The sequence below is a fragment of the Nitrosomonadales bacterium genome, from assembly GCA_016716325.1.
Lineage (GTDB): Bacteria > Pseudomonadota > Gammaproteobacteria > Burkholderiales > Gallionellaceae > Gallionella.
The window spans coordinates 1-25,212 of sequence record JADJWO010000007.1; the positions used below are offsets into that span (position 1 = coordinate 1).

The following is a 25,212-nucleotide window of genomic DNA, read 5'->3' on the forward strand; positions in this document are numbered from 1 at the left end:
TGCTGAGCGTCCCGTCGATGCGGAACCGGATGATCGTATTGCGCTTCCCGGCATAGGTTGTCTCGACGTGGATGTCGGAAACGCCCTGGTTATAGGCATCGAGAATCACTTTGTTGACCAGCCTGACCAGCGTGTTGTCCGACTCTGCGACCCCCTCCTCGGATGGCACCTCCTCACCCTCGTCAAGGACCAATTCCGGAAGCCAGATCATCGATCTGTTGTGCACTCTCCTCCTTGTAGAACTGTTTGATGGCATGAAGGATGTCATCCTTCGTCGCCAGACAAGCTCCACATGCAGATTGGTCAAGAATTTCAGTTCGTTCAAAGGTTGCCAGTTCATCAGGTTTTCTGTCGCGACGATCAGCGTCTTTTCCGTGCAGTACAGCGGCATGATCGTATATTGGCTGACAAAGTTGAACGGGACGAGCCGGACAGCATTGGGATCGATGCTGTAATCCCTGACGATGACGAACGGGATACCCAGTTTTTTACCAGCATGCGCTTGATGGTGTCTTCGTCGACGATGCCCATGCTGACAATGATCTCGCCAAGCGCTTTTTCCTGTCCAGCTTCTGTTTGGTCAACGCCGCGTCCAGCTCTTCGGGTGTAATCAACTTTTCACGGATCAGCACGTCGCCGAGCTTCAAATTGGAGCCGGTCTGTCGCTTGACCGCCGCGATGAGCTGGTCCGGTGGAAACGATCTGCTCATCGGTCAGGTACTCGCCGATACGCTTGCTGCGCAACTGTTCCTGCTTCTCCAGCCCTGTCTCGACATCCTTCCGGGTGACGACATTCTCTTTGATCAGCATCTCGCCGATCGACTCGCCTATGCGGTAGCTCTTGATCGCGTGTGCGGGAATGAAATACCGGATGACCGATTCCGCCGATTTTGGCAAATACAGATAGAGCCCCGATTTGTCTATGACGAAACCGACCGTCTCGCCATCGAGAGCCTTGCCGTTGGTAAACACAACCGAGCAGCTCTGCTTCTCGGACGGCTCGAATGAAGCGATATGTCTCTCATCTATCAAGCCCGCCTTCTTTTGCAGGGTCACCGGATGGGCCAGATGAAGCTGGTCGATGAAAGGAAGCTTCGGTCTGGAAATATCGCCATTGGCGGTCAATATCTCCAGCACCCCCTCCGCCGGGGGAAAAGCGCGTCAACTTCCTTGCACCTCGTGTCCGTCGTTGAACAGGATAAGGCAGGGGTTCGCTCTCGAAGGTGTTCAAATCCTCCTTGAACTCATAATAGAACAGGGCCGGCCAATTGATGGGTTTCATGATTGCTCCCTGGATCGGTTCTTCAATACATCCGCCACTCGCCAAATCTCCGAATGAAACCTTGCGACACGATTTGGGCTTGATTCACTCTGCATTGCACAATCTGCGTCAGCGAGACACGAAATTTTCCCGTCTTCGAGCGGAAAAACCTGCGGCTGCATTTTGCACCCGCCAGACGAATTAATCCATATCTACCGACGGGTTCCGAACGCTTGAGGCTGACACCCGTGCGCTTCCCTTTTCAAGAACGCTTCCGGGTCCAGCCAATTCTGTCGCGTCCGCAAGCGTGGCTACCAATATCGCTACGCCACCCATAGCGGCGGCTCGTCCATCAGCGCGATCTGCTCGCGCAGCTCCAGGATCCGGTCCTGCCAGTAGCGCTGCGTGTTGAACCAGGGAAAGGCGGCGGGGAAGGCCGGATCGTCCCAGCGCCGCGCCAGCCATGCCGAATAGTGGATCAGGCGCAGGGTGCGCAGCGCTTCGAGCAGGTGCAACTCGCGCGGGTCGAACTCGAAAAATCCTCGTAACCCGCCAGCAGGTCGGAAAACTGGCGGGACTGATCAACGCGTTCACCGGACAACAACATCCACAGATCCTGTATCGCCGGCCCCATGCGGCTGTCGTCGAAATCCACGAAGTGCGGCCCGAGGTCGGTCCACAGCACGTTGCCAAGATGACAGTCGCCATGCAGTCGCAAGGATCTCACTTCTCCGGCGCGGTCGAAGCAGCGCCGCACGCCGTCCAGCGCCAGCGCGACCACGCCGCGATAGACTTCGTGCAACTCCGGCGGAATGAAATCGTGCGCCAGCGATATCCGGGCCGGCTCGACGCCGAAGCTGCCGACATCCAGCGTCGGGCGATGCCGGTAAGGTTGCAGCGCACCGACCGCATGGATGCGCCCGATGAACCGCCCCATCCATTCCAGCGTGTCGCAATCATCCATCTCCGGTGCGCGTCCGCCATGTTTTGCGAATACGGAAAAACGAAAACCGTCGGATCTGTGCAGTGTTCGGCCGTCGATCGCCAGCGCGGGCACGACCGGGATCTCGCGTTCGGCCAGCAATGCGACGAATTGGTGTTCTTCCAGGATCGCGTCATCCGACCAGCGCGCAGCACGATAGAACTTGGCGACCAGCGGCCCGTCCTCCATGCCAACCTGATAGACGCGGTTCTCGTAACTGCTGAGCGCCAGCAGTCGGCCGTCGCTACGCAGGCCGATGCTGTCCAGCGCGTCCAGTACGGTATCGGGAGTCAGGTCGGAAAAAGACCGGGGTGCGCCATCCAACCGAGCAGGCTGGCCAGCGTCAGCAGGGACAGCATGAACAGCATGAACAGCACCGCGCGCCATACCAGCCCGATGGTGCTTTGCATGAAGTCGGCATCGGCATCGTCGCCGACGCCAAGTTCCGGACGGTCGAGCGGCAAGCCGTCCTGCGGGATCGGCATGCCCAGGCGCACACCCAGCGCGCCCGCGCCGCCCGCCAGCAATATCCCGGTTTCCGGGTCGGGCCATGCGGCAGACTGGGTGCGCCAGCAATGCGCGGGTCTTCGGAAGTTACCGACGATGGCAAAGGTACTGACCGTCAGGCGGACCGGCAACCACTCCAGCGCATGGAACGCCTGCCGGGCGAAAGCACCGAATGCGCCCGTATCCGGATTGTCCCGGTTACCCCAGGCCTCCCGCAGGTACTGGCCGGCAGGTACAGCAGCGCGCCCGCCGCACCGCCCAGCCCGACCGCGCTGAACAGCACGAACCACACGACCACGACGAACACGTTGTACTGCGAGGCGAGCAGTGCCTCCTCGATGGTGACGCGCGCGACCTCTTCCGGCATTCCAGTTCGTGGGACGGGATGCCGCGCCACTGCGACAGCAGCGTACGCGCCCTCGTCGAGCCGCTCGTCGCGCAATGCCTGGTGGATGTCGGTGAAGTAGTGGCTGAACTGGCGAAAGCCCATGATGAGGTACAGCACCAGCACGTTGAACGCCCAGGCGAACAGCGGATGCGCGCGGTATAGCAGCAGGTACAGCACGATGGCCGCCAGCACTGCGGCAGCACGGCCAGCAGCCAGGCGATCCGCCCGTGTTCGCGTTCGCCCGCATTGAAGCGGCGGCGGAAGAAATCCGCATAGGCGGACAGCCAGCCGCGCAGGGTCTTGTGCGAGGAGCGCGGCCGCATCTGTTCCAGCAACAGCGCGGCGATCAGGGCGAACAGGCTCATGGGGGCAAGGTGGCATCAAATTCAGACAGGGGGAAGATACCACAGGCACAGCCATTCATTCCAATACGGCAAGGAAGCCTCGAAAACCGTCGCGAACGCAGCCGCTTGCGCGGGAATGACGAGGTTTTTTTCACTCGACTTCATTTCTGATCATCTTGTCCTGATTTATGGAAGGCTCAATAAAGCTGTCTCAAAAATTAGCGAGGAGGGAGGGATGCAAGGCGCACGGAACGCAGCAACCGGAATGTACAGATAGTACATGAGGATTGCGAGTACCGCCAACGCCGCAGATGCCCTCCGCAGCAGTTTTAAGATAGCTTCTAAACGATCATTCCCGCCGCAACGGTGTTATTGGTCGCCTCATCGATGACGATGAAACTGCCGGTGCCATGATCGACAAGATAATGGTCGAACACCAGCGGCTGCTGCACCTTCAGCCCGACCCGGCCGATGTCGTTCATGTTCAGCGCGGTGGCGGGATGCTGCTCCAGCGTGTTCACGTCGACGCGGTAATCAAGGCTGGAGAACAGGCATTTCACCGATCGTGTGGTGTGCTTGACGATGTATTTGCGGTTCCGGTCCAGCGGCGTCTCCGACAACCAGCACAGGTTGGCATTGAATTCCCTTTGCGACGATGGGGATGCTGTCCGTCTTGACGAACATATCGCCGCGCGAGATGTCGATCTCGTCCTCCAGCGTCAGCGTCACCGATTGCGGCGCGTAGGCACGCTGCAGGTTGCCGTCGTAGGTGACGATCTCCTTGACGCGCGTGGAGCGTCCGCTGGGCAGGATGGTGATCCGCTCGCCCACCGCGATCTCGCCCGATTCGATGCGCCCCATGAAGCCCCGGAAATCGTGGTGCTCCTCGGTCTGCGGGCGGCAAACCCATTGCACCGGGAAGCGGAAATCGGTGGTGTTGAGGTCGTGGTCGATCTCGATGGTCTCCAGCAGGTTCAGCAGCGTGCTGCCGCGATACCAGTCCAGGTTGTCGCCACGCTCCACCAGCATGTCGCCGTTCAGCGCGGACAGCGGCACGCAGGTGACGTTGTTCAGCCCGAGTTGCGCGGCGAATTCCAGATACTCCGTGCGGATCCTCGTTGAACCTGTCCTCGGAGTAATCGACCATGTCCATCTTGTTCACTGCCAGCACGATGTGCGGGATGCCCACCAGTCCGGCCAGGAAAGTGTGGCGGCGCGTCTGGGTCAGCACGCCCTTGCGTGCATCGATGAGATGATGACGAGGTTGGCGGTGCTGGCGGCCGTCACCATGTTGCGCGTGTATTGCTCGTGGCCCGGCGTGTCGCCGATGATGAACTTGCGCTTCGGCGTGGCGAAATAGCGGTAGGCCACGTCGATGGTGATGCCCTGCTCGCGCTCGGCCTGCAGACCGTCGGTGAGCAGCGACAGGTCGACCGACGCCATGCCGCGCTTCTCGCTGGTCTTGCTGATCGCCGAGAACTGGTCTTCGAAGATGGATTTCGAATCGTGCAGCAGGCGGCCGATCAGCGTGCTCTTGCCGTCGTCCACCGAACCGGCGGTGATGAAACGTAACAGTTATGTGGTGTCGCTCATGATTTTGCACCTCTAAAATTCAATTTCTCTCAGAACCGGATTCCTTCCCCTCTCAGGGGGAAGGTTAGGATGGGGGTGAAACTCATGGCATCTACCCCCACCCCAGCCCTCCCCCTGCAAGGGGGAGGGAGTCAATCAGAAGTACCCTTCCTTCTTGCGCAGCTCCATCGCCGCGTCCGATGTCTGGTCGTCCAGGCGCGTCGCGCCGCGTTCGGTGATGCGCGTGGTCGCGGTCTCCGCGATGATCTCCTGGACGGTGCGCGCGGTGGACGCCACCGGTGCGGTGCAGGTCATGTCGCCCACGGTGCGGAAGCGCACCGACACCACTTCCACCTGTTCGCCCGGCTTGGGCTGCACCAGCTGCGACACCGGCACCAGTTGCCCGTTGCGGCGCATGATCTCGCGTTCGTGCGCGTAATAGATCTCGATGATGTGCAACTTCTCGCGCTCGATGTATTGCCAAATATCCATCTCGGTCCAGTTGGAGATCAGGAACACACGGATGTTCTCGCCGGGATTGACGCGCGCGTTGTACAGGTTCCACAGCTCGGGGCGCTGGTTCTTCGGGTCCCACTGACCGAACTCGTCGCGGAACGGAGATGCGTTCCTTGGCGCGCGCCTTTTCCTCGTCGCGCCGCGCGCCGCCCATGCAGGCGTCGAAACCGAACTCCTCGATGGTCTCCAGCAGCGTCACCGACTGGTAAGGATTGCGCGGCTTGCTCTCGTCCTGGATCACGATGGTGCCGCGCTTGATGGAACCCTCCAGCGAACGCACGATGAGCCGCTCGCCCAGATCGTTCGCCAGCTTGTCGCGGGTCGCAATCACCTCGGGGAAGTTGTGCTCGGTGTCGATATGCACCAGCGGGAACGGGAACTTCGCCGGGCGGAACGCCTTCTCCGCAAGGCGCAACATCACGATGGAATCCTTGCCGCCGGAGAACAGCAGCGCCGGATTCTTACATTCGGCCGCGACCTCGCGCATGATGTGGATGGATTCGCTTTCCAGCGCATCCAGGTGGGTGAAGGGGTATGCAGTCATCGATTTGCTTTCATTTCCATAATCTTTTCGTTTCAAGGCTGCCCCAGGCGCATGAATGATACGCCCGGCCGGCCTCTCTTCCATCAACAGTTCGCTCATGATCTCCCCTCCTAGGCGGGAACACCCTGTTCCGCGCCAGCCTGTAACGCGATCTCGACGATGCGCTCGCGGCCAGCCTGGAGAGACGTCCTGTCCGCATGCACTCCGAAACCGTGGGCTACGCCCCCGCCAGGTTGGGCCTGTGGCTTACGTGTAAGCCACATTCCTTGTTTTCGGGGTTTTCCCACCACCAGCGTCCGGCGCGGATATCCTCGCCCGGCGTGATGGAACGGTGCAGGGCGCGCACCCCAGGCTCGGATAGAACTGGTCGTGCAGCTTGTTGTAGGGCACGTCGTTCTGGCGGATATAGGCCCACACGTCGTTGTGGCTCCACTCCAGCAGCGGATTGAACTTCTGCGGCCCGTTGTCCGCATCGAAGGCGGAGACTTCCAGCGTGCCGCGCGTCACCGCCTGGTCGCGGCGCATCCCGGTGATCCAGCGTCCTTGCCCTTCAGCGCGCGGCGCAACGGCTCGACCTTGCGCACGAAGCAGCAGCCCTTGCGCCTCTCCACACTGTCGTAAAGCCGTTGATGCCGTGCTGCGCGACATATTCTCGACCAGTTTCCCGTCCGGGAAATACACAGTCAATGGCAAGGCATAGCGTTCGCGCACTTCCTGCATCAGGTCGTGGGTCTCTTGCGGCAGACGCCCGGTATCCAGGCTGAACATCCCGATATCCGGCTGGGGTTTTGCGATCAGGTCGGTCAGCACCATGTCTTCCGCGCCCAGGCTGTTGGCAAACGCCACGTGCCCGAATTCATGCACGGCCTGTTGCAACACGACGAGCGTGTCGGCGATCTTCTTGTTCAAATCCGTATTCATTTCGGCAAAGCCTCCTTCAGGTCCAGTTGCCCATCTTTCTCGGTGGCGAATGCCGCGACCTTGAGCGTCCACGCATCCACCCTGGCGCTCGCCGATGAGACTGCATCGACATCGACATCTTCACTTGCCACGGCCTCGCGTGCGGCATGCGCGAACTCGGCGGCGATCTCTTCCGGCGCCACCAGGTTGAGCACGTTGCCAGCACCCTCAGGTCGTCCTGGCGCTGCCACCCAGCAACTGCGCCACGCCGGAACCGAGCAGGCGCAGGATGGATTCGTTGCACTGCGCCGCCTCGACGTACTTGCGCTGGAACCCAGCGCATTGCGTACTCGCGCTCGTGCGCCGCCTCGAAGAAATTGCGCCCACCGTGACCTGCAGAAGCGCCCGCGCATTCGCCACCGCCCAGGTTCACCACACGGAAGTCGCTCTTCTCGCCGAAGTCGTGGATCACCTCCTGCAACTGCGCCGGCGACACTTCCGCCAGATCGGCCAGCAGCTCCTTGAAATACTCCGGAGACTGCCGGCGCGCCCACGCGAAGAAACTGCCCTCGCCGCTTTTCAGGTGCTCGTCCTGCACGCGCTGGATCGCCTTGATGATGCGTGCCGCCGGCAGCGCCGGCCCCTTGAGCGCCAGTGCGCCGCCCGCCGTGCCCTGCCCCGCGAAATACATCTGGTAGTGCGGCACCAGCTTGCCGTGCACGCGCTTCGCCTCGCCGTAGATGCCGATGTCGCCGGTCTCCGGTTGCGCGCAGCCGTTGTGGCAGCCGACACGCGGATGTGCAGGTCGGCCTTGCCGCCCGACAGTTTCGGCGCGACCACCGTGCTGCTGGTGATGCCGAGGCGGCAGGTCGAAGCGCCGGGGCAGGCCACCACGTTGTCGCCAGTCGCCGGTTCCCCAGTCCCAACAGCGTCAGGCCGCCGCGCAATGCCGCGAGCTTCCGCTCCGGCACGTTGAGCAACGCAAGATTCTGGTCCTGCGTGCTGCGCACCTCGTCCAGACCGAGTTCGGACAACAGCACCGCCAGCCCGCGCAACTGATCCGCCGTGATGTCGCCGATGGGCAGGGCGACGGGCAGCACGAACAATCCTTCCTGCTTCTGCGCGAACAGCTTGCGCGGCGCGCCCTGCCCCCAGCGCAAGAATTGACGATTGCTGTTCTCGTTCGCCTCCTCGCCCGCTTGCGGGAGAGGGATTGAGGAGAGGGGTGGTGCCTGATGTGCATTCCACTCGCCCTGAGGAGCCGGCTGGTTCGCCAACGCATCGCGGGTGCGCGCGAATACTTCGCGATATATCTCGACGAGGCGTTCCGCGCAGAAACGCTCGACCAGAAACTGGATGCGCGACTTCGCCCGCTTGGTGCGGACGGGATATTTGTTGTGCAGCGTCACCAGCGCCTCCATCGCGAACAGCAGCTCGCGCTCGGGGATGAACTCCTCCACCACGATAGCCTCCCGCGGTTTGTGTCCCAGCCCGGCCGGTCATGTTGCGCACGGCATTACCGCAGGCCTCGCGCGAGGTCATGCCCACCGCGGCCAGACGTCGCATCGCCTCCGGCATCTTCGCCAGCGGGATGTAATGGATCTGGATGCTCTGGCGCGTGGTCAGGTGCGCGATGCCGTGCTGTGAGAATTCCGCCGCGATGGTGCTGACGGCATCCAGTTGCCGGGCAGTCAGACGCCCGCCCGGCACCTCGATGCGCAGCATGTTCACGCCCTCCTGGCGCTGGCCGTACACGCCCTGCTGCAGGCGGATGGCGGTGAATCGATCGGAGTCGATGCCGCCCGCCTCGAACGTGGCCAGGGCCTGCTCGAAGCGGTCGATCTCTTCCAGGTCGGACGGGTTGCGTGCATTTAAGCTCATCTCATTTACCTTTCAATCGAAGAAAATCTTCTTCCACGAAGAACACACCAAGTCCGAAACAAGCCCATCGATCTGCACTTGTATTCCGTTTTTATTTCGTGTGTTTTAGATGGGCCAATCACTATGACTCAACTCAAAGCCAGGCGCGTGCCGATCAGCAGCAGCATCAACGCGAGGATGGGACGCAATACCTTTTCGGGTACTTTGGCGCTCAGGTGGCTGCCGATGTAAATGCCCGGCAGCGAACCCAGCCAACAGGCTGCCCAGCAGCACCAGATCCACCGTGCCCAGCGCCAGATGGCCAAACCCGGCCACCGCCGTCAGCGGCACGGCATGGGCGATGTCAGTGCCCACCACCTTCACGGTGGTCAGGCGCGGATACAGGAACAGCAGCGCCACGGTACCGGGCACGCCGGCGCCGATGGAAGAGATGGTCGCAGCACGCCGACGATGGCACCGGTCGCGATGGTGGCGGCGGTCAGATGACGGTGGTGCAGTTCGTGCACCTTGCCGTCGTCGCGCACCGCGATCTTCCTGATCCAGTCTTTCTTTAACAGCGCTACCGCCGTCAGCAGCAAGGCCACGCCCAGCACGCCGGTCACCAACCCCTTGAGGAGTTCTCCATCCAGCCCGAGCAACAGGAACAAAGCGATGGTGGAGCAACGCGGCTGGCAGGCTGCCCAGACTGGGCAGGCCGACGATCTTCCATTCCACCGTGCCGTTGCGGCCATGCACCCAGCCGCCCAGCGCCTTGGTGATGGAGGCATACAGCAGGTCGGTGCCGACTGGGGTGGCTGGCACGGACGCCGAAGAACAAGCACCAACAGCGGCGTCATCAGCGACCCGCCGCCGACGCCAGTCACCCGACGCCGATCAGCCCCACGACAAAGCCAAAGATGGTATAAGGAAAGTCTCCACGTTATGCCCATCGGTTCTATTGATGGGGCGCATTCAAATTGCGCATCGTTATATTCCTAAATACTTTTTATGTTTAGAGTTTAATAACCATTTCGAATAAGCCCGGGAACGCCGCGAGACTTCCAGCAACTGAAGTACCTGGGTGAGATCGTGCGCTGCAACTGGAACATCTCCGATCACGCCAATTCGCTCTACACCTCGCAACCCCCCGTGAGCAAACAGATAAAGTTGCTGGAAGAGGAACTGGGCATCGATACGTCTTCGTGCGCGGCAGCAAGCGCATCGTCGCCATCACCGAGCCGGGCAAGGCGGTCATCGAGATCGCCCATTGCGTACTGAGGGCCGAGAACCTGAGACGGTAGGGGAAGAATTCAAACAGCAGGACAGCGGCACGCTTTATCATCGCCACCACCCACGCCCAGACGCGATACGCCCTGCCGCAAGTGGTCAAAGCCTTCATGCAGGCCTCCCGCGGTGTGAAGCTGGGGCTGCACCAGGGCAATCCAGGCACAGATTGCAGGAACAAGTGCTATCCGGCTTGAGGCCAGCATCCGCATCGCCACCTGGAGCGCTCTCGCCGCCGACGAACGAGTGACCCTGCCCTGCTACGATTGGCACCACTGCGTATTCATTGCCGACCGGCCATCCCCTGCTGCAGGAGAAAGCGCCTGACCCTGAAGAAACTGGCGCAATACCCCATCATACCTACGACTTCGCCTTTGCCGGACGCAACAAGATCAACCAGGCGTTGTGACCGAGGAAATAGAATCAGGGAACATCCCTGACCGGCATCGACGCCGACGTGATCAAGACCTATGTGGAACTGGGGCTGGAGTCGGCATCGTGGCGCAGATAACCTTCATCCCCGGAACGCGACAAGCAACTGCGCATGATCGATGCAGGACACCTGATCGAAACCCAGCACCACGCGCATCGCCATCCGCCAGAACCAGTACCTGCGTGGATACACTTTACGACTTCATCGAACTGTTCGCACCGCACCTGCGCGCGAAGTGGTCGCAAAGCGCTGCATTTTGACGAAATGACCAAAGCACAACACGCGTTGCAACGAGCTTTCTGGAGATATGCTGCATGACGGCTTAAACTACTCCCGCAAAACCCTGAGAGTGATGCGTTCGCAGCCATCCACAGTGCGGCCCGAGGATTGCACCGTGCAGGGTGCCATCACCAAAACAACGCTGCGTGAATCGGACGCGCTCTGCCTGGAATTTCGGTCCCGGAATTCCAATGCCAAGGACATCAAACGCATTCGTGAGCATGCTCACGTCAGCCAGTCCAATATTTGCGCGCTACTTGAATACCAGCGAGTCCACAGTCCAAAGTGGGAAACCGGCCAGGAGCGCCCAAGCGGAATAGCGCTTCGGTTATTGAGTGTGGTTGGAAAAGCACGCCGCAGGTGCCTCGTCTGAGCATTACCGATTTCTGCGAATATTACGGTCGCGTCCCAAGCTGGTTGCGAAAGTCATTGCTGTCCTTTTAGTGGAGGTATTAACGACGTGGTTTGGCCAGATGCCGCCGCCGCTCGGGCGATATGGAGGCCGGGCATGAGATACTTTCCCTGATTTCCCCCGGGGCGGGATAGCGTACAGGCATAAATCCTTTTCCAGGGCAAATTCATGCCGCCCCCTTTGGCGCTCCCCTGTCAACTGCACTCCAGCACCGGGTACGCGAATCGTCCAACCGTCCCTCCTGCCCTGCGCTTTTGCATTGTGCCGCAGACAGACAGTACGTTATCCCCATGCTTGTGGTTGATGGCGTGCATTGTCTCCAGTAGTTTGAGGTGCTTTTCCTCCTCCTGCCGTTCTGCCATCTGGAACAGATCGAAGTTCCCTGACTGGCGGATGCCGATACCGCCGGCGATCAAGCCACAGGCACGATAGAACCGGTCAGGATCGTAGAGCGAATCCAGTGTCCTGCCCGCTTCACGCGCCAGCAGAAAGTAATCCGCACTTGCGTAGAGCAACTCGGATGTGCTGGCCTGTTTGTCGAATGACTTCAGCGTCAGAAAGACGGTCAGTTGCTTGGCAGTCAGGCGTTTGGTGATGAGTTCTTTGGATAGTCGCATGGCATGATTGAGTAGATGTGCGTAGATGATCTGCTTGTCTTGCGTGACTTCGCCCATCGATGCGGTTCTGGCCACGCTCTTGGGTATCATGACTTCGGTCTCGACCTTGTAGATGGGTGTGCCGTTGAGTTCGTGCCACAGATCGGTACCGGCTTTGCCCAGCAATCGTTTTATTTCCCTTTCGGGGGTATCCACAAAATCCGCTGCGGTGCGAATATCGAACTTGTTGAGCAGTGCCTGGCGGTTGCCGCCGATACCGGGGATGTCACGCACGTTGACCTGTTGCAGAAAGTCATGGATACGTCTGCCTGCCACGATGGTGGTGCCATCGGGCTTGTTGTATTCGGAGGCCATCTTGGCCAGTGTGCGGGTGACGGAGATGCCGACCGAGACGGTGATGCCGACCTCATGCCGGATGGTGATGCGAATCTCATCGGCGATGGCCTGATAGGGTTTGCGGTACAGGCTGCGTAGCCCGTTCAGGTCCATGAAACCTTCATCGATGGAATACTCCTCGACTACCGGGCTATAGCGTCTGAGGATGGCGAACAGCTTGTCGGATATCTGGCCGTAATAACGAAAGTCTGCAGGCAAGTAGTTCGCCTGCGGCAACAGTTTTCTGGCTTCCCAGACCGGCATGCCGGTGGTGATTCCCGCCGCCTTGGCATCATAGGTCTTGGCCACCACGCAGGCATCCTGACTGGACAGCACGCAGATGGGCTGGCCTTTCAGGTCGGGGCGGCGTAGCTGTTCACAGGAGGCGAAAAAACAGTCTGCATCCACATGCGCGATGGCATTGGGCCAGTTGCTGATGAGCATGATGGATACGCCGGATTATTTGTACTTGCGGAACTGGCCGACGACGATGCCGAAGATCTCCATGTCACCCTTGGGGCGGATGACTGGGTAAGCCGGATTGGCGGGGATCAGCACAAATTCGTTCTTCTCTTTGCCGAGCGTCTTCAGGGTGAATTCGTTATCGATGATGGCGACGACCATGTCCCCCACGTTCGCCATGATGCGTTTTTCCACGATGACGGTATCGCCCGGCAAGATACCGGCATCGATCATGGAATCGCCTTTGACGTTGACCAGCACGGTACTGGATGGGTGTGAGACCAGAAACTCGTCGATGGTCAGCGTGTCATGCTGCGCGTCCCCTGCCGGGCTGGGAAAACCGGCGCGTACGCTGTCGAAGATCGGGCGTTCAAAGAACCGCTTGCCGGGTTTGAGACGTTTTTCCGGGGTGGATTCCAGATAACCCTGCAGCTTGAGCCGTGCCACCAGTGCCGCCACCGGCGATTTGGACTTCATGCCGACGATGCCCATGATGGTCGAATACGGCGGCAACACGCCAGTTTCGGCGTAATAGTCCTGAAGCTTGGCCAGATAGGTTGAATCGATGTTTTCCATGGGATAACAGTAATGGAACGAACGTTCTATTGTCAAGATGATTAGTCATCCTCATGGGGGGGCTTATTGAGCCTTCCATAAATCAGAACAAGACGATCAGAAATGAAGTCGAGTGAAAAAAACCGCGTCATTCCCGCGCAAGCGGGAATCCAGAGGGGGTTTAATGGAAATGCATTTTTCTTGCTGGATTGGATGATGGAACAAGCCTTCCGTGTGCGAGCAGACCGTTTCACGCAATTTTCCGTCCGGCGATTCGAGTTTGAACCGTCGACAGATTGTCGACAGTTCCATGCCGCTGATTTTTGCGCCACATGATGAGATACCAATAGTCCTTGGATTCTGGCTATCCGTCAGCGCCGCAACCACATCTCGACGGCGCGACATTCACCATCTTCATTCGCCGCCCGTTCCAATTGCACACTGGCGACCAACTCAAGGAGCTTCGTCCGGGTTTAATTCCGTATTGCGCTTTGACCCGATGCAGCCAGCCGAAATAAAGGCGTAAGGCATCCGCCGAATACCCTTCCTCCAGCAAGGCGAGCATGGTTTGCATGCATAGCCGTTCGAATTCGGGTCGAATCTCAAGGCGATCTCGTTCAGGAATTTGCGCGATACGTGGTCGATCTTCTCGTTCTCACGCCAGCGGGCTTCTGTTCTGGCCAGCCAATTGCTGCCGCGCTGCTGCCAGATATCACGCTGCATCGCCAAGTCCTCTTCGCCTTCCATGAACGATCCTTGCATGAGTCGGCAGGCATGTTTCTCGATGTGGAACGCTTGCTGGGGCAAACCCTGTTCATGCAGCGTCTCAGCAGTCTGGCAGAGCTGATCCCATTGCCAGATGTCCAGCGTGAAGTACTGCTCGTTAAAGGAGACCTTCCCTTGATGCCAGAGGATGAGCTGTGCGCCGCTCACCTTGGCGACCAGACGATCCGTCAGTTGCTTCCTGAGTTGACGCAGATTGAATTCGAGATTCTGTTCAGCCTTGTCGCCTTCCGCATCCGGCCACAGCAGGTCGATGATCTGCCGGGTCGGCACGTTGCGACCTCCGCAGGCCACCAGAAAACTGAACAACTGGCTGAGTTTGCGTGAACGCCATTGATGCACCTCGCTACAACGTCCATCGATCTGCATACTCAGACCACCAAGGTCTGCACGCAAATTCGCTTTCCACTCTCCGTAGCCGAATGGATCGGCGCATTAGCCTCAAGCCCATGTTTGACGCTCCCTGTATCGATCATGTATGTATCTGAACCACACTCATGATAGGGAGAACGGACTTTAGAGCATCACACGAATACGCTAGACCGAAATGCATAGACCTACATACATCTGGCCGCTTACCTGAACATATAACCTCACACAGACACGCCGAATTGACCGTATTCCACCGGCATACACACAAGAATCGCCGTGCCTTTGCCTGGCGCACTCTCGATTTCGACATTCCCCCGAGTTCGGCTGCGCGTGTGCGAATGTTGCTCAAACCGCGCCCCGCGCGCGGTGCCTCCGGCATACCGCAGCCATTGTCTCGGATCTCAATGCAGGCCCTTTTCCCTTCATCCCGGCAAAAGGCGGAGACAATCAGCGTATTGGCAGCCGCATGCCGAACGACATTCGTAATCGCCTCTCGCATGATGCGTGCAAGGTGCAGGCCAAACCCCGTCTTCAAGCGGCATTCCATCGGCAGTTCTCCCAGCTTCCATTTGATCTTGAGCGGGGTATGTGCGACCTGCGGCTCGATACGGCTGCGCACCATGCCAATGATCATGCCCACATCGTTGTTGTCCTCACCGATGGCATCCACCAGCAGACGCATATCGACGATGGCCTGATCCAGTGCCTTCAATATTCCTTCATCCTTGCGCCCGTCATTGGAGAGCATGCTCTTCAACGCCATCAGATGGCCTCCCATCCCGTCGTGCAGCTCGCGCGAGAAATTCTGGCGTTCGGCTAATATGATGTTCTTGCGCTCCAGTTCCATCCGCTTGGCATGTTCGGCACTCAGCTCCAGGCTGACCTCACCGATCTGTTGTTCGATCAGTTGACGGCGGCGTTCTTCGCTATCGAGCACCTTCGAGAATTGCAGCGTCATCCACAGTCCCAGCAGCAGCAGCACCAGCAGCGGGCCGAACTGCATCACCAGCAAAGTCCCCAGTTGGCTGCCCGTGACGATCGCCAGCCAATCGTGTATCCCGATGACCAGACAACAGGCGATGGCGATCGCCATGCCCAGCGCCCGCCCCTGCCGTTCCAGCCAGAATCTGCGCGCACAGAACGCGATCAAGTAGAAGCCTGCGGCGATAGCGCCGATGTGCGTAATGTTGAACCAGGTGACGATCATGTCACCCGCGAACACCAGATTGATGATAGAAGTTGAGATGAAGTACACCGCAGCGACTGCTTCGATGCGCGGCCAGGAACCGCCACGAAACGGTGCACCACCATCAACAGGGCGAGCGTATAAAACTGATGGGCTCTGCCAGCCATTCCCAGACATAGCGGCTCATCCACAGCGGCGGATAAAGCAGCAACTGGTTGGCGATAACGATGCTCCAGAACACCCCCGATGCACACATCCATCCATACAGCGACTCGCCTTTTCGCAACAACCACAAGGTCAGCAACACCAGCGTGACGATCAGCGTCATGGCCAGCGCCGCCACACTGAGCGTGGTATCCACGAAATAGGCCTGTTCACAGAGCGGCCGCACCGCCTCGTCGCGACCGAAATAGACACTCCCGATCCCGCCGCCATCATTCGGATAGGCATACACCCGGATGTACAGCCAGTTGTCCGACGGCTTCAAGGCTCTTTCCGTGAACACGAAATACAAAGGGCGGTGCCAGTTGCGCGCAACCGGATCGTCCATGCTGCCGCCGTCGCCGATCAGCCGGTCGTTCACCCAGACTTCGGCATTCCATATCCAGCCGGGGCAATAGCACGCCAAGCTTGCCGGTACCCAGTGCGACATCGTACAACGGCATGCGATACCAGGCATGACCGCCATAGCCGGGATAACGCTTGTTCCAGCTATCCGGCATCTCCAACGGCTCCCAGTCACCCGAATGCGGCGGGCGAACCACATCCGGCGTACTGCGCACCGACTCTGCACGGGTGATGAGCTGATACCGCGCATCCGGCGCGACCGCCTCTGCCTGCGCGGAAAATGCAGCCACCAGCAGGATAAAAAATAACGCCGCGCGCAGCTTATTGGCCATTCAGATTGATCAAGCCCAACTGGCAGGCTTCGAACACCGCCTCGTTGCGGCTGTTCACTTCCAGTTTCTTGTAGATATTGCGGATATGCGAAACCACGGTGTGCACACTGTTGCCCATCATCCCGGCGATCTCGTCGCGCGAATAGCCACGTGCCACCAGTTGCAGCACATCCAGCTCCTTGGGCGACAAAGGCACTCTCAACGGCTGCGCTGGGGACGCTGCTGGGCGCAGCGCATTGATGATGAAACGTGCCACCGCAGGCGAGATCGGCGAGATACCGCCCAGCATCTCCATCGTCATCACCCCGATATCGTCCGGCATCAGATCCTTAAGCAGATACCCCACCGCCCCGCCCGGATCGCCTCCACCACCCGGAATTCATCCGAGAACACCGTGATCACAATGGCCTCACTGCCCGTCTCGCGCGCCTTCAGCAAACGGATCAACTCCGCCCCGTTGCCGTCCGGCAGCCCCAGATCGACCAGCAACACATCCGGGCATTTCTGCATCAAGCGCTCGGCCTCCGCAAACGTCGCCGCCGCCCCGTGCAACGACAAGCCCGGATGCTGCACGATAGAGCGCGCAAAATGCTCGCGGACGGCATCATCATCCTCCACGATCAACACACTGCGCTGCGTATTCAACTCACTGGCACTCATCCACTCACCCTGCTCTGACCTTGCCGACTGGCCCGACACCCCGAATCTCCTCCAACACCCCCTGTCGCGTCAAGGAAAAATCCCGGCTCGATCACAGTCCGGCACAGACCACCTCAATAGCTTATGCCGATGGTCAAGCGCTCAGACAGATCGAACAATGACGCACCGGCGCGGCGGCGCACCACGATCACACTGCCCGTCTCGCGCACATACTCCCAATGCCTCGCCGCGCGCCCTTCCAGCACGATGTGATACGCATGGCCGGGCACGAGGCGGATGCGCCGCTCGAACTGCCGTGAAATTCTGTTGGCAGATTGGAGATCAAAATCGTCATCATCCCCCGCCCCCGCCCGCTCCAAAGTCTGCACCGTGGTGGCCGTGACGCGGATCGTCGAGGTGACCGTGGCCGCAGATGCCTGCCCGAGGCAGACGAACATCGTTGCGATCAGCATGCCGCTGAAATATCTCCCCGCGATCATCGTCTCTCCATCGAGCTGAATCTAAACACCCCCGGCACAGCCGGAAGTTCATTGAATAAGTCCCCCGCAGGGGCAGAAAAACTTGAGCCGCCCAAGGCGGCCACAGCAACAGATTCCCTCTTTGTAACAAGAGGCTGAGGTAACGCCCCGCAATCGCGGGGCGCAACTCAATCAATAAGTGACGGTGATCGTCACGGTATCCGAATAGGTACCTGCCTGAGTCGACAGCGTTGCCCTATACCCTAATGCATCTGCGTTAAAGGTCTGGGGAGAGCCAGTACCTGTACCAGGAATTGGTACTGCCGAATCCCATGGCACACCCAAAGGACCTCCTGTTCTGTACAGAATGTACCAGAGCGAGTTTGCGGCGGAAGTCATATTTTTCACAGTTGTGTCTGTGCTACTAGGATTCAACCCGCCATCCAGCGTCACTGTGTAGTTAACCCCATTAGTGACCGTCACGTCGAACGTCGTGTATGCCAGCATGTCGCCACCAACGCCGTCAATAAGTCTAGTGCCAAAATCCAGTGGGCCGGCTACAGAGATACTGGCAGTTGCCGAAGTAAACACAGCGTTAACATTCAATGTGGCGGTTGTGACCGCCATGGCCGATGCCGGCACCATGCCGAGTGCCACGAGGATCGCTGCGAGTTTGAGTTTGCTGCTTTTCATGTTGTTTCTCCTTGGGTTAAAAAACATTAGTAAGTGACGGTGATGGTGACGATGTCGCTGATCGCACCGGTGGTGCCTGCTGCGGCGAGTAGCGAGGCGTAGAGCGGGTAGGTTTGCGCGGCACCGGTGCCGGTGAGGCCGCTCAGGTTGCTGCCGGCGGGGCCAAATACGTTAAGGCGGGCGGCATCCTGGTAGAGCACGTATTCGCGGGCGTTGAGACCGCCACCGTCTTTCATGAAGCTTTGCCCGGCGGCATAGTTCGCGCCGCCGTCGAGCGCGACGGCGTAGGGAAAGCCGCTGCTGACGATGACATCGAAACTGGTCTGCGCGGTGGCGGTGGCGGTGTCTTGCACGCTGCCGAAGGCGAGCGCACCGGAGACGTTGATGCTGGCCGTGGCCGCCACGGTGGTGGCCGTGACGTTGACCTGCGCCGTGGTGGTAGCCGCCTGTGCTGCTGCGGGCAACAGCCCGGCGAGCGCGATGGCGGTGGCGATGTGTCTTAGCTTGCGTTGCATGGTTTGCTCCTTTGGTTGATTGAACAATTAAGGAAACGCTGAACAAGTCTGTTTTTTGTCGTTCCCGCGAAAGCGGGAACCCAGTCGAATCAACAAGCTGGATTCCCGCTTTCGCGGGAATGACGACATAATCAGCGCATCCTTAAAAACCTCGTCCACGAAAAACACTAAAAACACGAAATAAAACAAAGATCGTTCTGAACTGCCCGCCCTGTTCATCCTTGCGACTTAAGAAAGCCGCCATGAATGCATTTCGTCTCTCCCGCGAAGGCGGGAGCCCAGTTGGTTCAAAACACTGGATACCCGCGTTCGCGGGTATGACGAATGGTTCTGCGTTCTAGAGAATTCCCTTTCGTGTCCTTTCGTGTCTTTCGTGGACGATCGCCGATACCGGCTTGGCCGAATGTGCGCACTTTATCCACCCCCTGCCGAGAACTGGCCGAGCGGAAACAAGTTTTTTATCGCGCGTGTCATCAGTAGTGGATGGTGACGGTGACGGCATCGCTGTAGTTGCCCGCCGGATGGGTGCCGCCGGGGCTGAGGCCGTAGACGGTGATGACCGCGTTCTGGTTGGCGGTAGCGGTGGCGGCGGTGCTGCTGCCTGACGTATAGCTGGCGGCAAAATCGGAGTCGCCCCACAGTTGGGTGCGCGCGGCATCTTTGTAGAGCAGGTAGCTGCGGAAGCCGCCGCTGCCGTTGCTCATGCGCCGCTCGCCGGAGAAATTCATACCGGCATCGAGGGTCACGTTGTAGGGGATGGACTGGTCTATCCTGACGGTGAGGGTGGCGGTGGCTTGCAGGTCGGTTGCGGTGTTGAAGCTGCTGCCGAAGTCCATGGGCTGCACGGTGAGGCTGGCTGTGGCGGGAACGGATACGGAGATATTCAGATTATTGCTGGCGACCGCCGCCGTGGCCGTGCCGGGCAGCAGCGTTGCCGATAACAGCGCCGCCAGCAGGCCACAGCGGATGCGATTGAGAGTTTCCATGTTGTCCCTTTGCCTTGCGGGTGACCGGGCAGGCGGGATCACTATTGGGGAGAGATGTCCCAAGCCTGTCCGGTCGGTTCGGCGCGATGGTAAGGGCAGGCAACCGAGAACTGACCGAGCGATGACGGGGATTCGCTCTGCGGGTTTACCGCAGGCGGATGCGCTGTCTGTTATGCAGGGTTTGCTTGCTGCGGATCTTTATGGGCATCCGGATTCCCCGGCGGGCGGTGGCTTTTAATTTGAAAACAACAGATTGACCTTGATTCGTGCCAAGACTACAATCTCCCAAATTGGGAGGTTTGACATGCGGGTGATTGCCAAGAGCACATTAGTTAGATTCTGGGGTCAGCCAGAGTGTGCAGATTCGATGGGGGCTTTACAAAGCTGGTACGACGAGGCGACCAAAGCAATCTGGAAGACACCGCAGGATGTAAAGAGCAGTACAGGAACGCGAGTGTTTCCGGGAACAACCGCATCGTGTTCAACATCGCAGGTAATAAGTACCGCCTGGTTGTAGAAATGCAATATCGCGCCGGGATCGCTTGGGTCAAGTTTGTCGGAACCCATGCGCAGTACTACAAGATCAACGTGGAGACGATCAATGAATATTAAACCGATTCGCAACGACGACGATTTGCGCGCCACCTTTAAGCGGCTTGAACTTGTATTTCAAGCCGCCGAGGGAACGCTGCCGAGGGCAGACGAAATGGAAATCCTGGTAACGCTCATTGAAGCTTACGAGCACAAGCATTTTCCGATCGGTGTGGTCGATCCAGTGGAAGCCATTAAATTCAGAATGGAACAACAGGGTCTCACTCAAAAAGACCTTGAGCCTTATATCGGGTCAAGCGGGCGCGTATCTGAAGTATTGAACCGCAAACGGCGGCTCAGCTTGCAAATGGTGAAACGTCTGCATGATGGCTTGCACATTCCGTATGAAAGCTTACTGTCGGCTACATAAGCAACCCATTACGCGTTCATTCGAACGGCGAAGCGATCTTGATCTATGACGCTGCCGAAGAAGCGGCATGGCTGGCATTGCGACCAGGTGGATCGACAGGCTGCGAGTGAGTTGGCATCCATCCGCAAACGCTTGAAACTCACTCAGGCGCAAGCCGCCAAACTGGCGGGGGGCGGCAAGAATGCCTTCTCTCGCTATGAGCACGGACAGGCCAAGCCGGTGGCGGCGGTCATCAATCTGTTCAAACTGCTGGATAAGCACCTGACCTGATCAAGGAGCTGAAGTGATCAGCCTTTTCCCGCCGAAAGATCCGCTGGACGAGATGCTTACCTGCCAGCTTTTAACGCCTTCAGATGCTTGGCTGCTGCACAGTTCAGCAGGAGTTGGTCTTCAGTGATCAGCAGTGCGCCCAGATGGCGTGCCGTTGCAGCGATCAGGCGATCAGCCGGATCAGGATGGATGTTCCCCGGTAGTCGTGTGCTGGCGACGGCGATCTCGGGTGTAATGGCTTCTATGCGGATGCCCGGGATACCGGCGGCTGCGCTCACCCATTCTCCAACATCCCGATCCAGGGTGAGCCTTCCTTTACTCGCCAGCATCGCCACTTCCCAGGGAAATGGCCGACAACAGAACCGCTTCTTCAGCCAAGGATTGCTCGATGGCTTTTAATGCCTTCGGGTTGAGCTTGCAGTCGCCATTAAGCAACCACACCCAAACATGGGTATCCAATAGCACCAGATTCATGGCAGCTTCCCCATTCGGCGTTGATCGGTGAAACGATGTCCGTCTCTCCAACGACACTCCCCTTGAGCGCGCCGAACAGGTGTTGCTCCGGCTCGATGGGCACCAGCTTTGCCACGGGTTTGCCGTGCTTGGTGATGACCAAGGTCCCGCGTTTCTCCGGCGATGTCGTCGAGAAGCTTCAAGCAACTTGGATTTGAACTCCCCTGCTCCGATGGCTGTTTGCATTGCGCCCTCCCATGGTCACAAAGTATGGTCACAGTGTAGCACGCCACCCTGAACCCCCGGATATCTGATTTGGATGGATCAGAAGGCAGGACGATCGGCATCGCTCGGCCAGTTCTCGGTTGTCACCCGCTATCTTTGCGCACCTTAGCTATCAGGAGTGCAACCATGAAATTCGTTCTTATCGCGATTCTCGCCGCCCTTACCACGGTGCAAGCTGCCGTAGCCGCTCGATCTCGACCTATCCGATGCGCGTGGAACTGGAGGAAGGGCCAACATCGGTAACCTCACGGTGTTCAATTCTGGCGACAAGCCGGCCAACATTCAGGTGCGCGCCATGGACTGGCAGCAGGATGCGCAGTCCGGCGCGGAACAGTTGACCGAGACCGATGAACTGGTGTTCTTCCCGAAGATCTTTTCGGTTCCGCCCAAGGGGCAGCAGGTGGTGCGCGTGGGATACCAGAAAGAGGTGGGAAATAAAGAGAAGAGTTTCCGCCTGTTCGTACGCGAGTTGCCGGTGGATGAGCCGGGTGTGACCGGTGCCCGCTTCGCGTTGCAGATCAGTTCGCCCGCTTTTATCTACCCCAAAGGGCGCAGCAACCAACCAAGCCGGAGATCAAAGGTATTGAGCTGGCCGACGGCAAGCTGATGGCGCGCATTGAGAACCACGGCACGCGCTATTACTCGATGAACAAGCTGGAGATGCGCGGCAGCAAGGCGAACAAAGATAGCTACAGCGGCGAAGTGTCCGGCTGGTATGTGCTGGCCGGTGTGAGCAAGCTGTTCCGCTGAGCATCTCGCGCGCCGACTGCCTGAAGATGGATACCCTCGCGCTGACCGCACACACCCAGAAGGACAAGAGCCAGAGCAGTTTTCCGGTGAGCGCCAAGGAGTGTGAAGGTATCGAGGACAAAGCAGCCCCTGCTGCACACTGGAGTCGCGCATGACAATGCAACGACCGCGCCCCGCGCGCAGCGGGTTTTGGTTTGCGCACAGTTCTTCTCGCTGCTGGCGCTGGCCATGCTGCCGACCTGTCCTTTTGCCGCAGAATCACAGCAGAAAAAGTCCCCCTTCTATCCGCAACCGCCGGATCGGGACCGCTCATCGCCAGCGTGACGCTCAACACCATGGCGGTCGGCGAGTTTTCATGATGCGCGACGGCGACGATCTGTTGCTTGACCGCGACACGCTCGCGCGCATGGGTCTGACGCGCGGACTAACGGCCGACGACGGGCAGCGGCTCTCGCTCAAAAGTCTGGCACCGCGGTTGCGCTTCAAGCTGGACGAGAGCAACGGCAGCGTCTCCATTGAGGCCGATCCCGCAATGCTGAGCGGGCACACTGAAACGCTGCAACTGCGCCAGCCGTCGACCGCGACCCTGATCAGCAGCAATGCGCTGTATCTGAATTACAACCTCAATTACAACAAGAGTCCGTTTGCTGCGGATAGCTACAGTGCACCGTTGGAGCTGGCCGCCAACTGGAACGGTCTCTCGCGGATAAATAATTTCAACTGGCAAAATGGGCGTCAGCTGACGCGCACCCAGTCGCAACTGGTATACGACGATACGAACGAACTGCGCCGCTTGATGGCGGGCGATGTGACCGGCACTTCCGGCAATCGACTGGGCAGCAGCACGCTGGGCGGAAGTGCGCATGTTCAAGAACTACGGCATGGCCCCAGCATCTTCACCGGCCCGCCGCTGGCGATGCAAGCGATGCTGCTCAATCCTTCCGAGGTGGAGGTGTATATCGCCGGCAATATGGTCTTCAAGGCAAGTTCCCCGCCGGAGAACTCGACCTGCGCAACATCCCCTACTACCGCTCCGGTTTGGGCGAGTCGAAGATTCTGGTGCGCGATGCTTTCGGCAGGGAGAGTGTCATCAACGATACTTTCTATACCTCCACCGGCTTGCTGGCGACCGGTCTGCACAGCTACGACTATTCCTTTGGCGTGAGGCGCAGCCAGGATGCGCTCGGCGCATTGCATTACAACGGCAAGCCGGTGCTTATGGCCAGCCACCGCTACGGTTACGCCGACTGGCTCACGCCGGGACTGGGCTTGGAAAGCGATGGCAGCGATCTGCGCGGCGGCGTGACGGCCGACATGCTGCTCGGCAATATGGGCCAACTCGGTCTGGTCACCGCCACCAGCCGCAGACAAGGGGTGAGCGGTCAGCAGTTTCAGGCGGACTACAGTTATGCCAGCACCAAACTGCCTCGCCCGGCCTCTTCTACACCCGCCAATCCGTCAACTACGGCGGCGTATACGATCCACTGAGCCAAGCCCGACAGCCAACCGCTGGCGCGGCGGGAGCGTCGCTGGCGGTAGGGCTCGGCAGTTACGCATCGGTCACCGGCCGCTGGTCGCGCGCGATGCGTTTTGACGACAGCCGCGTGCAGGATGCCACGCTGGCCATGAACACCATGCTGCCGCGCAATGTTTCGCTCTCAACCCAATTCACTCGCAGTTGGCTACCTCAGCTTCCCCGAAAACCGCATCCAGGCGTCGCTCGGCCACAGTTTCAGCAACGGGCTGTATCTTTCGGCGAACTTTAGCCGCGACAACAGCAGCAACACTTTCGGCATACAACTGCAACTTTCGCCGCCGCTGGGCAACGGCTACGGTTACAGCGCGGGCATTACGGCACCACCACAGGGCGACACCACCAGTACCGCGCGCCTGCAATATCACCACGACCACGGCGAATTCCAGTTGGGGCGCTCCGGTAGCGGTAATGCGCCCACCCACGATGCCAGCATGAGCGGCGCAGTGCTGCTGGCCGGGGGAGGACACCTGACGCGCCCGATCCGCGATAGCTATGCAGTGGTGCGCGTACCCGGCATGAAGCGGGTCAAGGTGCGCGTGCAGAACCAGCAAGTGGGCGAGACCGATGCAAATGGCACGCTGGCGTTACCCCACCTGCATGCCTACATGGATAACACGCTCTCTCCATCGATACCGCCGAGATCCCGTTCCAACTACGCGGTTGATTCCAATTCCAAGGTGGTGACTACCGGGTTATCGCGGCGGCGGCGTGATTGATTTCGGAGTCAGAAAGATGCAGATCATTGGCGGCAAAGCTTTCTATCGGCTAGGCGATGTTGGAATCGGCGCAATACTCCGGCATGGAATTGAACGGTAACGGGGTCAGCCAGAAGACGGTAATCGGCTTCGGCGGCGAAATCTATGTCGAGGGCATCGCCGCCGGCAGCTACCAGGCGTATCTTCAACGAGCGGCGCGACTGCCATTTCACACTGATGGTGCCGGAATCCAAGGAATTTCATCAACGACCTCGGCGAGGTGGTGTGCGACCTCGGTGCGGGGGCTAAAAAGGAAGCCATAATGCAGATGAAAACACCGCCCCGGATGCTGCTTGCCTGCGCGCTGTTGACAGGAACGCTGACCGCTCAGGCCGCCGCCGTCTGCACCGTGCAGACC

At 59.2% G+C, this 25,212-nt stretch carries 25 protein-coding genes and 12 pseudogenes; 11 read left to right on the top strand and 26 right to left on the bottom strand.

Annotation, left to right across the window (positions count from 1 at the left end; all coding sequences use genetic code 11):
* The 12 genes and pseudogenes from IPM27_12155 to IPM27_12210 form a co-directional block, all read right to left on the bottom strand.
* Positions 1-211 (bottom strand): hypothetical protein (locus tag IPM27_12155; protein ID MBK9162252.1); only part of this gene is annotated, 211 nt, incomplete at its 3' end.
* Positions 212-280: 69 nt separating this feature from the next.
* Positions 281-484 (bottom strand): annotated as a pseudogene (locus IPM27_12160) (hypothetical protein).
* Positions 485-618: 134 nt separating this feature from the next.
* Positions 619-1,137 (bottom strand): hypothetical protein, encoded by a 519-nt coding sequence (locus IPM27_12165; GenBank protein MBK9162253.1) that lies wholly within the window; start codon positions 1,135-1,137, stop codon positions 619-621.
* A gap of 447 nt (positions 1,138-1,584) precedes the next feature.
* Positions 1,585-2,630: pseudogene (locus tag IPM27_12170) on the bottom strand (serine/threonine protein kinase).
* Positions 2,534-3,503 (bottom strand): annotated as a pseudogene (locus IPM27_12175) (CobD/CbiB family protein). Before IPM27_12175 ends, IPM27_12170 begins: the two co-directional pseudogenes overlap by 97 nt.
* Positions 3,504-3,823: 320 nt before the next feature.
* Positions 3,824-5,057, bottom strand: a pseudogene (cysN, locus tag IPM27_12180) (sulfate adenylyltransferase subunit CysN).
* A 153-nt stretch (positions 5,058-5,210) separates the two neighbouring features.
* Positions 5,211-6,114: pseudogene (gene cysD / locus IPM27_12185) on the bottom strand (sulfate adenylyltransferase subunit CysD).
* A 110-nt stretch (positions 6,115-6,224) separates the two neighbouring features.
* A complete protein-coding gene (locus tag IPM27_12190) occupies positions 6,225-6,377 on the bottom strand; it encodes a hypothetical protein (protein MBK9162254.1) in 153 nt (50 codons plus the stop codon).
* The gene (locus IPM27_12195) at positions 6,361-7,035 is read right to left on the bottom strand and encodes a phosphoadenylyl-sulfate reductase (protein ID MBK9162255.1); all 675 of its coding nucleotides are present in this window, start codon (positions 7,033-7,035) and stop codon (positions 6,361-6,363) included. The genes IPM27_12190 and IPM27_12195 overlap by 17 nt, the downstream gene beginning before the upstream one ends.
* Entirely contained in the window at positions 7,032-8,477 is a 1,446-nt protein-coding gene (locus IPM27_12200; protein MBK9162256.1) for a hypothetical protein, read from the bottom strand. Before IPM27_12200 ends, IPM27_12195 begins: the two co-directional genes overlap by 4 nt.
* A gap of 85 nt (positions 8,478-8,562) precedes the next feature.
* Positions 8,563-8,895 (bottom strand): annotated as a pseudogene (locus IPM27_12205) (nitrite/sulfite reductase).
* Positions 8,896-9,023: 128 nt separating this feature from the next.
* A pseudogene (locus IPM27_12210) lies at positions 9,024-9,793 on the bottom strand (sulfite exporter TauE/SafE family protein).
* 116 nt (positions 9,794-9,909) lie between these two features.
* On the opposite strand from IPM27_12210, the pseudogene IPM27_12215 reads away from it, so the two are divergent.
* Positions 9,910-10,851, top strand: a pseudogene (locus tag IPM27_12215) (LysR family transcriptional regulator).
* A gap of 625 nt (positions 10,852-11,476) precedes the next feature.
* On the opposite strand, the gene IPM27_12220 reads toward IPM27_12215, so the two are convergent.
* The 4 genes from IPM27_12220 to IPM27_12235 form a co-directional block, all read right to left on the bottom strand.
* Positions 11,477-12,718 (bottom strand): DNA polymerase IV, encoded by a 1,242-nt coding sequence (locus tag IPM27_12220; protein ID MBK9162257.1) that lies wholly within the window; start codon positions 12,716-12,718, stop codon positions 11,477-11,479.
* Positions 12,719-12,733: 15 nt separating this feature from the next.
* On the bottom strand, positions 12,734-13,312 hold the full coding sequence (locus IPM27_12225) for a LexA family transcriptional regulator (GenBank protein ID MBK9162258.1): 579 nt from the start codon (positions 13,310-13,312) through the stop codon (positions 12,734-12,736).
* A gap of 96 nt (positions 13,313-13,408) precedes the next feature.
* On the bottom strand, positions 13,409-13,696 hold the full coding sequence (locus IPM27_12230; GenBank protein ID MBK9162259.1) for a hypothetical protein: 288 nt from the start codon (positions 13,694-13,696) through the stop codon (positions 13,409-13,411).
* A complete protein-coding gene (locus IPM27_12235) occupies positions 13,656-13,865 on the bottom strand; it encodes a hypothetical protein (protein MBK9162260.1) in 210 nt (69 codons plus the stop codon). The genes IPM27_12230 and IPM27_12235 overlap by 41 nt, the downstream gene beginning before the upstream one ends.
* A gap of 62 nt (positions 13,866-13,927) precedes the next feature.
* Between IPM27_12235 and IPM27_12240 the strand changes: the two genes are divergently transcribed.
* A complete protein-coding gene (locus IPM27_12240) occupies positions 13,928-14,401 on the top strand; it encodes a hypothetical protein (protein MBK9162261.1) in 474 nt (157 codons plus the stop codon).
* 145 nt (positions 14,402-14,546) lie between these two features.
* Here IPM27_12240 and IPM27_12245 read toward each other — a convergent pair whose 3' ends face one another.
* The 8 genes from IPM27_12245 to IPM27_12280 all read right to left on the bottom strand — a co-directional run bounded on the left by IPM27_12245 (position 14,547) and on the right by IPM27_12280 (position 19,843).
* Positions 14,547-15,809 carry a hypothetical protein gene (locus IPM27_12245; protein MBK9162262.1) on the bottom strand — a complete coding sequence of 421 codons (1,263 nt, stop codon included), beginning with the start codon at positions 15,807-15,809 and terminating at the stop codon, positions 14,547-14,549.
* A complete protein-coding gene (locus tag IPM27_12250) occupies positions 15,757-16,284 on the bottom strand; it encodes a hypothetical protein (GenBank protein ID MBK9162263.1) in 528 nt (175 codons plus the stop codon). Before IPM27_12250 ends, IPM27_12245 begins: the two co-directional genes overlap by 53 nt.
* A 236-nt stretch (positions 16,285-16,520) precedes the next feature.
* Entirely contained in the window at positions 16,521-16,853 is a 333-nt protein-coding gene (locus tag IPM27_12255) for a response regulator transcription factor (GenBank protein ID MBK9162264.1), read from the bottom strand.
* Entirely contained in the window at positions 16,853-17,191 is a 339-nt protein-coding gene (locus tag IPM27_12260) for a response regulator transcription factor (GenBank protein ID MBK9162265.1), read from the bottom strand. Before IPM27_12260 ends, IPM27_12255 begins: the two co-directional genes overlap by 1 nt.
* 113 nt (positions 17,192-17,304) lie before the next feature.
* Positions 17,305-17,670: a hypothetical protein gene (locus IPM27_12265; GenBank protein ID MBK9162266.1), complete on the bottom strand. Its 366-nt coding sequence runs from the start codon at positions 17,668-17,670 to the stop codon at positions 17,305-17,307.
* A 171-nt stretch (positions 17,671-17,841) separates the two neighbouring features.
* Complete coding sequence (locus IPM27_12270) at positions 17,842-18,342, bottom strand: spore coat protein U domain-containing protein (GenBank protein ID MBK9162267.1); 501 nt, start codon at positions 18,340-18,342, stop codon at positions 17,842-17,844.
* Positions 18,343-18,368: 26 nt separating this feature from the next.
* Positions 18,369-18,857 carry a spore coat protein U domain-containing protein gene (locus IPM27_12275; protein ID MBK9162268.1) on the bottom strand — a complete coding sequence of 163 codons (489 nt, stop codon included), beginning with the start codon at positions 18,855-18,857 and terminating at the stop codon, positions 18,369-18,371.
* 473 nt (positions 18,858-19,330) lie between these two features.
* On the bottom strand, positions 19,331-19,843 hold the full coding sequence (locus IPM27_12280; protein ID MBK9162269.1) for a spore coat protein U domain-containing protein: 513 nt from the start codon (positions 19,841-19,843) through the stop codon (positions 19,331-19,333).
* 304 nt (positions 19,844-20,147) lie between these two features.
* On the opposite strand from IPM27_12280, the pseudogene IPM27_12285 reads away from it, so the two are divergent.
* From IPM27_12285 to IPM27_12295, 3 genes and pseudogenes are all read left to right on the top strand, one after another.
* Positions 20,148-20,455, top strand: a pseudogene (locus tag IPM27_12285) (type II toxin-antitoxin system HigB family toxin).
* On the top strand, positions 20,445-20,804 hold the full coding sequence (locus IPM27_12290) for a transcriptional regulator (protein MBK9162270.1): 360 nt from the start codon (positions 20,445-20,447) through the stop codon (positions 20,802-20,804). The pseudogene IPM27_12285 and the gene IPM27_12290 overlap by 11 nt, the downstream one beginning before the upstream one ends.
* Positions 20,805-20,849: 45 nt before the next feature.
* Positions 20,850-21,091 (top strand): annotated as a pseudogene (locus IPM27_12295) (type II toxin-antitoxin system MqsA family antitoxin).
* A 39-nt stretch (positions 21,092-21,130) separates the two neighbouring features.
* On the opposite strand, the pseudogene IPM27_12300 reads toward IPM27_12295, so the two are convergent.
* Together IPM27_12300 and IPM27_12305 are read right to left on the bottom strand one after the other, a co-directional pair.
* Positions 21,131-21,548, bottom strand: a pseudogene (locus tag IPM27_12300) (type II toxin-antitoxin system VapC family toxin).
* A pseudogene (locus IPM27_12305) lies at positions 21,502-21,773 on the bottom strand (type II toxin-antitoxin system Phd/YefM family antitoxin). Before IPM27_12305 ends, IPM27_12300 begins: the two co-directional pseudogenes overlap by 47 nt.
* A 289-nt stretch (positions 21,774-22,062) precedes the next feature.
* Between IPM27_12305 and IPM27_12310 the strand changes: the two are divergent.
* From IPM27_12310 to IPM27_12335, 6 genes are all read left to right on the top strand, one after another.
* A complete protein-coding gene (locus tag IPM27_12310) occupies positions 22,063-22,419 on the top strand; it encodes a molecular chaperone (GenBank protein MBK9162271.1) in 357 nt (118 codons plus the stop codon).
* A complete protein-coding gene (locus tag IPM27_12315; protein ID MBK9162272.1) occupies positions 22,419-22,562 on the top strand; it encodes a hypothetical protein in 144 nt (47 codons plus the stop codon). The genes IPM27_12310 and IPM27_12315 overlap by 1 nt, the downstream gene beginning before the upstream one ends.
* 355 nt (positions 22,563-22,917) lie before the next feature.
* Positions 22,918-23,727: a hypothetical protein gene (locus IPM27_12320; protein ID MBK9162273.1), complete on the top strand. Its 810-nt coding sequence runs from the start codon at positions 22,918-22,920 to the stop codon at positions 23,725-23,727.
* The gene (locus IPM27_12325) at positions 23,622-24,050 is read left to right on the top strand and encodes a hypothetical protein (GenBank protein MBK9162274.1); all 429 of its coding nucleotides are present in this window, start codon (positions 23,622-23,624) and stop codon (positions 24,048-24,050) included. The genes IPM27_12320 and IPM27_12325 overlap by 106 nt, the downstream gene beginning before the upstream one ends.
* A 159-nt stretch (positions 24,051-24,209) precedes the next feature.
* A complete protein-coding gene (locus tag IPM27_12330; protein ID MBK9162275.1) occupies positions 24,210-24,815 on the top strand; it encodes a fimbria/pilus outer membrane usher protein in 606 nt (201 codons plus the stop codon).
* 56 nt (positions 24,816-24,871) lie between these two features.
* Positions 24,872-25,117 (top strand): hypothetical protein, encoded by a 246-nt coding sequence (locus IPM27_12335; GenBank protein MBK9162276.1) that lies wholly within the window; start codon positions 24,872-24,874, stop codon positions 25,115-25,117.
* Positions 25,118-25,212: the final 95 nt, after the last annotated feature.